Genomic DNA, 13702 nt, shown 5'->3' with positions numbered 1-13702 from the left:
TGATGGATGAGGGGTTAGATAGGATGGAAGTGAGTGATGATGTGTGAAATGATTGCCAAGGTTGTTGTTGATGTCCCTACAATGCAAACAGATAAACCTTTTTCATATTTAATTCCAAATGAGTTCGCCTCCCTAGTAGGTATTGGTATGCGTGTGCACGTCCCTTTTGGTAAAAGTAATCGATTGATGCAAGGGTTTATTGTAGATATTGTGTCAATAACAGATGCACATATAGGTCAAGATGAAATAGCTGTCAAAACATTAAAGTCGATTTCTGAAGTTTTAGATTTTGAACCAGTCCTTAACGACGAACAGCTGGAGCTGGCTGGCGCTATGCGTCAAACAGTTTTTGCCTATAAAATTTCTATTTTGAAAGCCATGTTACCTAATTTACTGAATTCGTCTTATGATAAAGTTTTGACGACAACCGATCTAACCATCGCAAACCGTTATTTTGATGGGAAAAAAGGAAAACGGTTTTCAAGTTTAGATAAACAAGCGCAAGCACTGATGATGAAATTACATCGTGATGGCAAAATTAAGTTAAGCTATATCGCAGAATCCAAAGCAGCTATTAAAGTTGTCAAACGTGTGTCTTTAGTTGATATTGATCTGTTAAATGATTTGGAATTAACCGCTAGAGCCACAAAAAGACTTGAATTAAAACAGTTTTTACAAGCGCATTTAGCTGGCGATGACTGGTCTTATACTGAGTTGGTTGCGATGTTTTCTAGAGAGGTTATTAAGTTTTTTATCTCTAAAAATATTTTGAAACTGACTGAGATTGAAGTATCACGTGCTAAAGATTATTTTGAAAAAGTGACGCCAGATGACCATAAAGTGCTAAATCCTGAACAGATGGTTGCATACCAGGCAATTACACAATCTCAAGACAAAACGTTTCTTTTAGAAGGTGTAACGGGGTCAGGTAAAACAGAAATCTATCTACAAGTGATTGCACATGCCATTTCTCAGGGAAAAACAGCAATTATGTTGGTGCCTGAAATATCGTTAACGCCGCTAATGACAAATCGGTTTATCGCACGGTTCGGTGATCATGTTGCGATTATGCACTCGGGACTTTCAGATGGCGAAAAATATGATGAATGGCGCAAAATAGTTGCTGGTCAAGCAAAAGTTGTAGTGGGTGCAAGATCTGCAATATTTGCACCCCTAAAAAATATTGGGATAATTATCATAGATGAAGAGCATGAGACGAGTTATAAACAAGATAGCAATCCACGTTATCATGCTAGAGATGTGGCGATTTGGCGTGCAAAATACCATGGTGCGAGTTTAGTTTTAGGATCTGCCACACCAAGTCTAGAGACCCGTGCACGTGCACAAAAAGGTGTTTATCAACTGCTGCGTTTGACACATCGTGCTAACTCAGATGCACAACTGCCGGTTATTAAACTATTAGATATGCGGCAACATTTAACTGATCAATCTGGCTCGTTTTCAAAACTGATGTTAGATAAGATTTCAGAAAAACTAGCAAAACATGAGCAGGTTGTCTTGATGCTAAATCGTAGAGGCTACTCGTCATTTATCATGTGTAGAGATTGTGGGTTTGTCCCAGATTGTCCAAATTGTGATATTTCTTTGACGCTACATATGGATACCAAAACATTAAATTGTCATTATTGTGGACGTACTCAACCCATACCTTATCGCTGTCCCAACTGTGAGAGTAGTCAAATTCGCTATTATGGGAGCGGTACCCAAAAAGTGGAAGCAGAGTTGCTAGACTTATTTCCTGATGCGCGTATCTTACGGATGGATGTAGATACGACTAAAAAGAAGGGTGCTCATGAGCGTATTTTATCGGCATTTGGTTCTGGAGAGGCAGATATTCTGCTAGGTACGCAGATGATAGCTAAAGGACTCGATTTTCCTAATGTCACGCTAGTCGGTGTGATCAATGCTGACACGGCACTGAATTTGCCTGATTTTAGATCATCTGAACGAACTTTTCAACTGCTGACTCAGGTGGCGGGTAGAGCAGGTAGAGCCCAAAAAAAAGGTGAAGTGTTAATTCAAACTTTTAATCCAGATCATTATGCGATTCAGTTGGCTGGGACGCAAAATTACGAGGCGTTTTATAAGCAAGAGATGGAGTTTAGGAGAAAGCTCAATTATCCACCATACTTTTTCACGGTGCAATTGGTCATATCGCATCAGGATGAAGCAGTTGCGGTTAAAAAATCATATGAAGTGATGGCTCTGTTGCAGGAGCAATTGTCTGATCAAGCACGTCTCTTAGGTCCGATTCCTAAACCTATCTCACGCACGCATAATCTTTATCACTATCAATTGTTGATTAAGTATAGATTTGAGCCTGGGCTTGAGAAGGCATTGAATACTGTTTTAGACATGACACAAGCGCGTGAAAATAAAGCCTTAAGAATCATGATTGACAATGAACCCCAAAATTTCATGTGATGTAAGCTAAACTACTGAAAATAGTATTTGAGAGCTTAGTTGCTAACTGATTGTGCTGATGTTTGGGTGATTAGCTAACCCCTATCTATGGACTCATAAACACTAAGGCTAATGCTTGTCATCATACATAAGTCCTCGCGATACCGATACGTGTATGGCGAGGATTTTTATCGTACAGTTGGTCTGTATGAGATGACCAACCTATTGCTAATTTTTGGATTGACTAACTCTGATGAAAGACTATGTTATAATACTATTATGAAAAAAAATCTTGATAATCGTCACGACAAAAAAACGTATGAGAATAAGAATCAGGTTGCAGAAGATGCTAATGATACCGTCTATGGTGTACATGCAGTCGCGGATGCCCTGAGAGAGAATGTAGGCAATAAACTCTATATTCAGGATGATATACGTGGTAAAAATGTCGATAAACTGAAACAACTGGCAAGTGAAAAAAAAGTAGGTATGTCATTTGTTAGCAAAGAAAAATTAAAAGAGATGAGCGATGGTGGCGTTCACCAAGGGTTTGTATTAAAAACCAGTGCTTATGCTTACCGGGAATTATCAGATATTCTAGAGATAACAGAAGATCTTGATAATCCACTTTTAATTATCATTGATGGGTTAACTGACCCGCATAATTTGGGGAGTATTTTAAGGACTGCAGATGCGACAGGGGTATCTGGAATTATCATTCCTAAACATCGTTCTGTAGGAGTAACGCCAGTTGTTGTCAAAACATCTACAGGTGCAGTCAACCATATTCCAATCACTCGTGTGACTAATTTATCCCAAACACTGGATAAACTAAAAGCAGCAGGATTCTGGATTTTTGGGACAGATATGAACGGCACACCTTGCTATAATTGGCAGACACAAGGAAAACTTGCTTTAATTATTGGTGCTGAAGGGACAGGGATCACTCAAAATATTAAGAAACAAGTAGATGAGATGGTGACAATTCCTATGAAAGGCCACGTACAAAGTCTAAATGCAGGTGTTGCTGCGGGTATTTTGATGTATGAGTGGGCTAGAAACTTCAAGTAAGTTTGTCTGATAGTACAGATATATGAGTGATCGAGGCACACATATCACATATCGGTGTGCGATAGCTCAAAAACTAAGTTAACCAGTTAGAAGGAGTGGATATGACTTATAAAATTGTCACAGATTCAACTACAGACTTATCAGATAGCTATGCGGCTGAACATGATATTGTGATGTTAGGGGTGACGGTAACACTGGAAGATGTCACCTATCAGACAACAGGTCAGGGACATTTGACAAGTGATGTTTTATTGAAAAAAATGAGTGAAGGGGCAAAACCGGTCACATCTCAGGTTAATGTGGGGCAATTTTTAGATGCATTTAAACCTATAGTATCAGAAGGGGTGGAAGTGCTCTATATCGGATTTTCTTCAGGGCTTTCAGGTACCTTACAAAGTGCAAAAATGGCACAAGAAATGATACTTTCTGAAACACCAACTGCAAAAATCACAATTATCGATACCTTAGCTGCTGCTTCGGGAGAAGGATATTTGGTTAGAGAAGCGGTTAAACTTCGTGATGCAGGAAAAACAGTGCCAGAAGTTGTCACTGTTTTAGAAAGCCTTGTTCCACGTTTACGGAGTTGGGTCATGGCGGATGATCTATTTCATTTGTCTAGAGGTGGCCGTGTTTCAAAAACTGCAGCAACTGTCGGCACTTTAGTGAATTTAAAACCCATTATTGATGTTGATCCAGAAGGTAAACTAAGACCAGCTGGTAAAATTAGAGGTAAGAAAAAGGCGATTACATCAGTCGTTGCCGCTGTTTTAGCAGAATTAGATAGCAACTATCCTAAAGTGATGATTGGCTATTCTGGGGATGTTAGTGTTGCAGAAAAATTAAAAAATACCTTATTGGCTTCTGATTTAGTTCAAGAAGTGATAGTGACACCTTTAGGGCCAACGATTGTCGCACATACCGGTTCGGGAACAATAGCAGTATTTTATATTGCCGAAACGAATCGAAATTAAAAAATTAAGAATAAATGTCAAAAATCACAGTAAATTTCTTGTTTTGCTGTGATTTTGTGTTAAAATAAAAAAGAGTGTTTATGCTGAAAGTAGCATTAGAAACTTTTTAAATAATTAACCTTAAAATGATGAATGGATAATGGAAGGAGTCGCTTTAATGGCCAAAAGTGGACTTTATACGGGACTAGATATTGGCACGAATACGATAAAAGTATTAGTTGCTGAATATGTCTCTGGTGAAATGAATATAATTGGTGTCGGAAATGCAAAATCTGACGGTTTAAAAAATGGAACAATTGTAGATATTGAAAAAGTATCTCAAGCAATTCGCAAGGCTGTAAATGCAGCAGAAGAACGCGCAGGCATCCAAATTACAGGGGTAAATGTTGCTGTTCCAGCTAATCGTCTTGAAGTTGATGCTTGTCAAGGTATGGTGACAGTCAACAGCGAATCTAAAGAAGTTGTAGAATCTGATATTAGTCAAGTTGTCGCGAGTGCACTCATGCGTGGTATGATGCCAGAACGTGAAATCATCGCAGTAGAACCTAAAGAATTTACTGTGGATGGATTTTCTGGTATCTCTGATCCTAGAGGCATGTTTGGTGTTCGCCTTGAAATGAAGGGACTTGTTTACACAGGCCCTAAAACTTTAGTGCACAATATCCGTCGGGCGATAGAGCGTGCAGGACTTGCAGTTGAAAATATAGTCATCGCACCATTGGCTATTGCACATCATGTTTTAAATGAAAGTGAACGAGAGTTCGGCACTGTTGTCGTAGATCTTGGTGCTGGTCAAACAACTGTTATGGCAATTCGTGATCAAGAATTACAATTTGCTCATGTGATTGCTGAGGGTGGAGATTATATCACTAAAGATATTTCTACTATTCTAAATACCTCTACAGATCAAGCAGATAATGTCAAACTAAACTATGGTGAGGCTTCTACTGCACGAGCAAGTAAAGATGAACGTTTCCCAGTATCTGTCGTTGGACATACTGAACCAGTTGAAATTACTGAATATTACTTGTCAGAGATTATTGAAGCACGTTTAAGTCAAATTTTCTCACGCGTACGTCAAGATTTAGAACGTTCACGTGGCTTATCGTTGCCAGGAGGTATTATCCTTTTAGGTGGTGCTGCAGCAATGCCTGGTGTTGCTGAACTTGCTACTGAGATAATTGGTACAAACGTCAGATTATATGTACCAACTGAGATGGGACTTCGTAATCCAACTTTTGCTCAGGTCATATCAATCGTTGATTATGTAGGTAGTCGTTCTGATATTGAAAATCTAGTGACACAAGCTGCCGCTGGTAATACATTATTTAGTGAACCAATTGTAGAGACTTCTGCTATCTATCGTGAACCAGCAACTGAGATGTTTGCCGACTCTAGTTATGCATCATCAGTAGATGATACAACTTACATGACACAAGCACCACAAGTTAGCACGCCAAAACAAGATAAAGAACCAAAAGAAAGCATTGTAGACAAAGTCCGTAATGTATTTGGTAGTATGTTTGACTAAAATAAGACAGTTAAAGCAGGTTTAACATGACTAGATTAGGTTATCAGTGATGTGATACTTTAATTGTTGCGATAAAAATGAATTTGGAGATATAAAATAATGGAATTTTCCTTTGATGAAACGCTCACACAAGGAGCTGTTATAAAAGTTATTGGTGTCGGTGGAGCCGGTGGAAACGCGATCAACCGTATGGTTGAAGAAGGTGTTTCAGGCGTTGAATTTATTGCCGCAAATACTGATGTGCAAGCTTTGCGTGCATCGCAAGCTGATACAGTAATCCAACTTGGACCAAAATTAACTCGTGGATTAGGCGCAGGGTCAAAACCAGAAGTTGGTCAAAAAGCTGCTGAAGAATCTGCAGAAACAATTGAACAAGTACTTCAAGGTGCAGATATGGTCTTTATCACAGCAGGTATGGGCGGAGGTACTGGTACAGGTGCTGCACCAGTGATTGCTCAAATTTCTCGTGAATTAGGCGCATTGACAGTTGGTGTCGTAACACGTCCGTTTGGTTTTGAAGGGTCTAAAAGAGGGTACTTTGCCTCAGAAGGTATTGAATTATTGAAATCATCGGTAGATACACTACTGATTATTTCAAACAATAACTTACTAGAAATCGTTGACAAGAAAACACCTTTAAAAGAAGCTTTGCAAGAAGCTGATAACGTATTACGTCAAGGTGTTCAAGGTGTAACTGACCTCATCACTAACCCAGGTATGATTAATCTTGACTTTGCTGATGTTAAAACTGTCATGGCAAATAAAGGTGATGCATTGATGGGTATCGGGATTGCTAGTGGCGAAGATCGTGTGATTGAAGCAACACGTAAAGCAATCTATTCACCTCTTTTGGAAACAACTATTGAAGGTGCAGAAAATGTCCTGCTAAATGTTACAGGTGGTATGGACATGAGTTTAACAGAGGCACAAGATGCTTCAGAACTTGTTATCCAAGCTGCAGGTAATGACGTAAATATTCTTTTAGGCACATCAATCGATGACACACTTAAAGATGAAATTCGTGTAACAGTTGTTGCTACAGGAGTTTCTGAAGAAGAAGTGCAAAGAGTTGTCCCACGTCAAGCAGTTGCAAATACAGTAACTGAACAACCAAGACGTCGTGTGCTTGGGTCATCAAACGTCGATACGACAAAAGATCATTTTTCAGGGAACCAACCCACACAAGCACCAGTAAGCACATCACCAGAGTCTGCATTTGGTAGCTGGGATATTCGTAAAGAAAATCCTGTTCGTCAAACACCATCTGAATCAACTCCTACTCAAAGCGTCAACACATTTGGTGGTACAACGACATCAACAAATAATGATGATTTAGATATCCCACCATTCTTAAAACGTTAAACAATGACACTAATTGAAAATGTTTCAGAGGTGATGAGCCGTGTAGCGATTGAAGATAAAAATAAACTATCTAACTTAGCTCGTCCAACCACCATCGTAGGGGTTACTAAATATGTAGATGCTAATCAAGCTAAAGCACTTGTAGAAGCTGGTATCACACATATAGGCGAAAATAGAGTAGAACTATTTTTAGACAAATACCATCAATTGCATGAGATGCCAATTACTTGGCATCTCATCGGCACATTACAGCGTAGAAAAGTCAAAGAGGTAATCAATTATGTTGATTATTTTCATGCTTTAGATTCTGTTAAACTAGCTAAAGAAATAAATAAACGAGCTGACCATGTGATTAACTGTTTTTTACAGGTTAATATTTCAGGGGAAACAAGTAAACATGGTTTCTCTATTGCTGAGTTAAAGCAGGTCTTACCAGAACTTGCCAAGCTAGAAAATATAGCAGTTGTTGGGATCATGACCATGACACCACGAGAAGCGACAGAAGATGAAAAAAATAGTATTTTTGCAGAAGCGAAAGCGATACAAGAAAATATTTCAAGTCAAAAAATACTAAATATGCCGTGTACGGAGTTGTCTATGGGGATGAGTCAAGATTATCCACAAGCAATCAAGCATGGTGCTACTTTTGTTAGAATTGGCAGTGAATTTTTTAAATAAATAATAGCTCTCAATATTAGAGATGAGATAGAGTAAGTAGGTAGAAATTAATGGCTTTAAAAGAGTATATTGAAAAAGCAAAAGAGTATTTTAATTTGGGAGAAGAAGAGGAGATGTCAACTCCTTCACGTCCCCAACCACAAGTGGTTCAGAGTCAGGTGAAAAGTCAATCGACATTGCAAGCAGTACAGAAGCCTACGAGTCAAGAATCAGATTTTAACTATGAACGTAAAGCATCTCGTCAAACAGAAAACTTGAATCATAATAATAAAAGAGCTTCAAGTCAGCAACGTCAAACGTCTACAGCTTCAAGTATTATACCAACTATCGCCATTAAAGAGCCTGCTGCGTATGATAATATTATGGAATCAGCACGTATTGTCCGAAATGGAGAGAGCGTATTGGTCAACTTTAAAAATATGGGTGATCAACAAGCTCGTCGTTCGATCGACTTTTTGACAGGGGTTGTCTTTACACTTGACGGTGATATTCAAAATGTCGGTGGACAAATCTTCTTACTTACACCAAATGGCATGACAGTTGATGCTGAAAAGGAAATGAGTATTCTGTCAGGTCGAAATTTTGAAGGAATGGATAATTTCCAATGATTATTTACTTCTTGTATCATTTGATCACATTCTATGAGTGGATCTTGATTGCTTATGCGTTAATGAGCTGGGTGCCAGGGTTAAGAAATAATCAAATTGGTAAACTGATTGAATCTGTTTCAAGACCTTTCCTATCTATTTTTGATCCATTACCACTTCAATTTGCGGGTATTGATTTTACAGTGGTCGTTGCAATTATTGCTTTAAATTGTATCCAACGCTTGTTGCTGATCATTGCATAATGGCTAACGACATATATCAGCACTTCCGCCCAAGTGAGCGCTTATTCATCGATAAGGTGACGGATTGGATTGATAAAGTTTCAGCTACTTATAGTATTGTGACGACAGATTTTTTAAATCCTAGAGAATGCTATATCTTACAAACTGTGCTGAATCAAGCTAAGCAACAAGATATTCACCTTTATTCTAGCACTATGATTGCTGAAACAGAATATGTGAAGCTGATTATAGCGCCGGATTATTACCAATTGTCTCTTTCTGATTTTGAGTTATCTTGTTTACAAATAGGGTTTGCAAGTAAATTCGTCACACTTAAGCATTCACAAATATTAGGGACATTACTTGGTGAAACAGGAGTTGACCGAGCAAAAATAGGAGACATTACTGTCCATCCATCATTTGCACAGGTATTTGTAGATCAAAAAATGGTGTCAGTATTTATCGAAAAAATACAGAAAATAGCACGTAGTGGTGTAAAAATCAGTGAAATTAAACCAGAACAATACGTTAAAGTCCCTGATCAACTAGATTACAAAACGGTGAGCTTATCTAGTTTGCGTTTGGATAAAGTAATTGCTAGTATATTTAATTACTCTCGTAGTCAAGCGCAAAAATTAATTCAGTCAAATAAAGTTAAGGTTAATTACGCAGAAGTATTACGAAATGATTTTGAACTTTTTGAAACAGATTTGATTAGTATTCGTGGATTTGGTAGAGTAAAATTACTTCATAACTTAGGTCTTACGAAAAAAAATAAAATCAGAGTTGAAGTTCAAATTATATCAAGTAAGTAGCATTAAGAAAGGGAATCTTATGAGTTTAAATAGTTTAGATGTTCAAAATAAAACCTTTGCAACAAAAGTGCGAGGCTACAATAAAGTAGATGTTGATGATTTTCTAGATTTGATCATTAGAGATTATGATGAATTTGCAGAAAAAATCAAAGATCAAGATCGCGAACTAAAAAGTTTACGTGAGCGTGTTGAGTCATATGAAGGCATGAAAGACTCTTTAAATAAGTCGATTGTAGTGGCACAAAGTGCTGCAGACAACTTGAAAGAGCATGCTATAAATGAAGCAAATGCGATTACGGTTGAGGCAGGCCAAAAAGCCCAATACATTTTAGAAGCTGCTAAAAAAGAAGCTGGTGTGATTTTGAATTCTGCTTCTGATGATGCACGTCAATTGGTCAAAGAGACAGAAGAACTAAAACGTAAAATGAGAATTTATCACCAACGTATGGCTTTGATGGTTGAATCTCAATTAGAAGGTATTAAATCTCATGAGTGGGAAGAAATTCTAAAACCAACGACAACATACATTGGAGATGGTGTAGAAAAACTTAAAGAAATTATAGATACTCATGAAGGTAATACAGTTCAGATTAGTCAGACTGTCAACGAAGTTTCTGCGATACTTGATGCTCAAGAAGCAGCAGCACCTGTTGCAGAGCCTGTAACAGCTGATGTTGATGTAGATACTGATAAAAAAGATACAGAAACTGAAGCATAAACAAGCCTATGTCGTTAATTAATATTATCAGCGAGCAAGAGATGGTGGAAGTCTTGCAATCCCTTAATTAATGGCTATCAACTTGTTTACTCTTTGTTTTAATAGATATGAAGATATGATTTAAAACAAAGGATATGGTCATAGAGTGGTCTCCTTTACAAGACTATTGAGGCTTGCAAGTCAAGCGAATTAGGGTGGTACCACGGCTTTTCGTCCCTTTCGAAGAGCCTTTTTTTATTTTTTCGATAAACATAAGCTCTAAAGCCATGGTTGTAAACGTATACTAATGATGAACACGCTATGCTTAGCTTGTTATCTAGCTAATATAAAACAAAATTATAAGAAAAGTGAGGGTTGAGATGATGCTATTGTCATCTTACAATTAATTATGAAAATTAAAGATACATTGAACCTTGGGAAAACAGCCTTTCCAATGCGTGCAGGATTACCAAATAAAGAACCTAAAATGCAGGAATCTTGGGATGAAGCTAAGCTTTATGATAACCGTCTGAAGGAAAATAAAGGAAAACCTTCGTTTACTTTACATGATGGCCCTCCGTATGCAAATGGTGATATTCATGTTGGTCATGCCTTAAACAAAATTTCTAAAGATATCATTATCCGTTATAAAAATATGGCAGGATTTTGTGCACCATATGTACCAGGATGGGATACGCATGGTCTGCCAATCGAACAAGTTTTGACTAAAAAAGGTGTGAAGCGTAAAGAACTTGATCGTGCAGACTATCTAAGAATGTGTCAAGAATATGCCTTAACACAAGTTGATTTGCAACGTAAAGGCTTTAAATCACTCGGGGTTTTAGGAAATTGGGAAAATCCATATGTTACCTTAAAACCAGAATATGAAGCTGCTCAAATCCGTGTGTTTGGTAAGATGGCAGAAAAGAACTATATCTATAAAGGTGCTAAACCAATCTACTGGTCACCATCTTCTGAAAGTTCACTTGCTGAAGCTGAAATAGAGTATCAAGATGTACGCTCAGCATCTATTTATATTGCCTTTAAAGCAAGCGATACTAAAGGACTTTTACCTGCTGATACGGAATTCGTTATTTGGACAACAACACCATGGACAATTCCATCAAACCAAGGTATTTTTACACATCCAGACTATGATTATGTTTTAGTTGCAGTAAATGACCGTAAATTTGTAATTGCCTCAGAGTTGTTAGCGACTGTTGCTGAAAAATTAGCATGGGAAGATTACCAAGTCATTCAAACAATTAAAGGGTCTGAACTAGATGGTATGGTTGCGAAACATCCATTTTATGATCGTGATAGTCTTGTGATGAATGCTGATTATGTCACACTAGACTCAGGAACAGGATTAGTACACGCTGCTCCTGGTCATGGTGAGGATGACTATATCTACAGTAGAAAATATAAATTGCCTGTTGTGTCACCAATCGATGATCGTGGCTATTATACAGACGAAGCGCCTGGATTTGAAGGTCTATTCTACGATGAAGGTAATAAAAAAGTAAGCGAACTCCTAGAAGAAAAGGATGCTTTATTAAAACTTGATTTCTTTACGCATAGTTATCCACATGACTGGCGTACGAAAAAACCAGTTATCTATCGCGCAACACCGCAATGGTTTGCATCTATTGATAAATTCCGAGACAACATTTTATCTGAAGTGGAAAAAGTAGATTGGGTAATTCCTTGGGGTAAAACTCGTCTCTATAATATGATTCGAGATCGTGGTGACTGGGTAATCAGTCGTCAGCGTGCTTGGGGAGTGCCATTACCAATCTTTTATGCTGAAGATGGCACTGCAATCATCACACCAGAAACGACAGAACATATTGCCCAACTTTTTGCTGAACATGGGTCAATCATTTGGTGGGAACGGGATGCGAGCGAGTTGTTGCCACAAGGATTCTCTCATCCAGGTTCTCCTAATGGTCTATTTACCAAGGAAACTGATATTATGGATGTTTGGTTTGATTCAGGGTCATCATGGAATGGTGTATTAAATCAACGTGACGAACTAAGTTATCCAGCAGATCTTTATTTAGAAGGATCTGACCAGTATCGTGGTTGGTTCAATTCATCTATCACAACATCAGTCGCTGTTAATGGCATAGCACCTTATAAAGCAGTCTTATCACAAGGCTTTGTACAGGATGCTAAAGGTCGTAAATTCTCTAAATCTTTAGGTAATGGTATTGCACCAAAAGATGTCACAAGACAGTATGGTGCAGACATTTTGAGATTATGGGTTGCCAGTGTTGATAGTACATCAGATGTTCGTGTGTCTATGGATTTAATTGGTCAAACTTCAGAAGCTTACCGTAAAATTAGAAATACACTACGCTTTTTGATTGCCAATACATCAGACTTTGATAAAACTAAAGATACTGTGGCGATAGATGATTTACATGGCTCAGATAAATATATGCTTGTTAGATTGAATCAAGTGATTCAATCGGTTTGTGAAGCATACGATCGTTACAGCTTTATGGATGTTTATCGTACGATCTTTAACTTCTTAACAAATGATTTGTCAGCTTTCTATCTTGATTTTGCAAAAGACGTTGTTTATATTCAATCTGAAAATAGTTTGGAACGTAGACGTATGCAAACGGTGATGTATGAAATTTTAGTCAAATTGACAAAACTTTTGGTACCTATTATCCCACATACAGCAGAAGAAATTTGGTCATATCTTGAACAAGAAGAGGAAGCTTATGCTTATCTGACAGAAATGCCAAAAGCTGATAGCATGCAAAATGCAGATGAAATTATAGATGTCTGGACGGCCTTCTTAGAGTTCCGGACTAGTGTCCATAAGGCATTAGAAATTGCACGGGATGAAAAAGTCATCGGAAAATCTCTTGAAGCAAGTGTATCTGTCAAGCCAGATGAGGTAACTAATGCCTTGTTAGCTCGTATTGCTCAGGAAGAAGACTTGGCTACATTGTTGATTGTTTCGCAATTTACGATCACAACTCAACCATTAACTGAAAAAACACTTACTGTAGCGGATAATGATATTTTAGTTGTCCATGCGACAGGTGAGGTTTGTCAACGTTGTCGTCGTATTGATGAAACGGTCGGTACTCATGCTAATGCTCACTATGAAGCACTTTGTAACAATTGTGCAAGTATCGTTGATCAATCATTCCCAGAAATTGCGACTGAAGGATTTGATATTAACGCATAAGCAAAAAAAAATCAGACTTAGGCCTGATTTTTTTTTAATTCAAACATGGGATAATAAACTTGTAGGCAAGAAAGTTAATGTACTACATATCCAGTTTTAATGAAAAATGGATT

10 protein-coding genes and 1 pseudogene are annotated in these 13702 nt (G+C 37.8%); all 11 read left to right on the top strand.

The window, feature by feature from the left end; translation table 11 throughout:
* The first annotated feature begins 39 nt into the window (after positions 1 to 39).
* Positions 40 to 2445 carry a primosomal protein N' gene (locus RU87_RS07855; RefSeq protein ID WP_068164085.1) on the top strand — a complete coding sequence of 802 codons (2406 nt, stop codon included), beginning with the start codon at positions 40 to 42 and terminating at the stop codon, positions 2443 to 2445.
* Positions 2446 to 2703: 258 nt separating this feature from the next.
* Positions 2704 to 3495: a 23S rRNA (guanosine(2251)-2'-O)-methyltransferase RlmB gene (gene rlmB, locus RU87_RS07850; RefSeq protein ID WP_082782190.1), complete on the top strand. Its 792-nt coding sequence runs from the start codon at positions 2704 to 2706 to the stop codon at positions 3493 to 3495.
* A gap of 101 nt (positions 3496 to 3596) precedes the next feature.
* Positions 3597 to 4466, top strand: coding sequence for a DegV family protein (locus RU87_RS07845; protein WP_068164017.1), 870 nt, complete (start codon positions 3597 to 3599; stop codon positions 4464 to 4466).
* 157 nt (positions 4467 to 4623) lie between these two features.
* The gene (gene ftsA, locus RU87_RS07840) at positions 4624 to 5997 is read left to right on the top strand and encodes a cell division protein FtsA (RefSeq protein WP_068164019.1); all 1374 of its coding nucleotides are present in this window, start codon (positions 4624 to 4626) and stop codon (positions 5995 to 5997) included.
* Positions 5998 to 6096: 99 nt separating this feature from the next.
* Positions 6097 to 7054: pseudogene (gene ftsZ / locus RU87_RS07835) on the top strand (cell division protein FtsZ); the annotation flags it as partial.
* A 308-nt stretch (positions 7055 to 7362) separates the two neighbouring features.
* Positions 7363 to 8037 (top strand): YggS family pyridoxal phosphate-dependent enzyme, encoded by a 675-nt coding sequence (locus RU87_RS07830; protein ID WP_068164025.1) that lies wholly within the window; start codon positions 7363 to 7365, stop codon positions 8035 to 8037.
* A gap of 50 nt (positions 8038 to 8087) precedes the next feature.
* Positions 8088 to 8645 (top strand): cell division protein SepF, encoded by a 558-nt coding sequence (locus tag RU87_RS07825; protein ID WP_068164028.1) that lies wholly within the window; start codon positions 8088 to 8090, stop codon positions 8643 to 8645.
* On the top strand, positions 8642 to 8887 hold the full coding sequence (locus RU87_RS07820) for a YggT family protein (protein WP_068164031.1): 246 nt from the start codon (positions 8642 to 8644) through the stop codon (positions 8885 to 8887). The genes RU87_RS07825 and RU87_RS07820 overlap by 4 nt, the downstream gene beginning before the upstream one ends.
* Entirely contained in the window at positions 8887 to 9681 is a 795-nt protein-coding gene (locus RU87_RS07815) for a YlmH family RNA-binding protein (RefSeq protein WP_068164035.1), read from the top strand. The genes RU87_RS07820 and RU87_RS07815 overlap by 1 nt, the downstream gene beginning before the upstream one ends.
* A gap of 19 nt (positions 9682 to 9700) precedes the next feature.
* On the top strand, positions 9701 to 10399 hold the full coding sequence (locus RU87_RS07810) for a DivIVA domain-containing protein (protein WP_068164038.1): 699 nt from the start codon (positions 9701 to 9703) through the stop codon (positions 10397 to 10399).
* 388 nt (positions 10400 to 10787) lie between these two features.
* On the top strand, positions 10788 to 13589 hold the full coding sequence (ileS, locus tag RU87_RS07805) for an isoleucine--tRNA ligase (protein ID WP_068164040.1): 2802 nt from the start codon (positions 10788 to 10790) through the stop codon (positions 13587 to 13589).
* Positions 13590 to 13702 lie beyond the last annotated feature (113 nt).

It is taken from the genome of Pseudolactococcus plantarum (genome assembly GCF_002441715.1).
In the GTDB taxonomy this organism is placed as follows: Bacteria; Bacillota; Bacilli; order Lactobacillales; family Streptococcaceae; genus Pseudolactococcus; species Pseudolactococcus plantarum.
The sequence above is the reverse complement of the archived record's forward strand: the minus strand, read 5'-3'. Positions and strand labels throughout refer to the sequence as shown.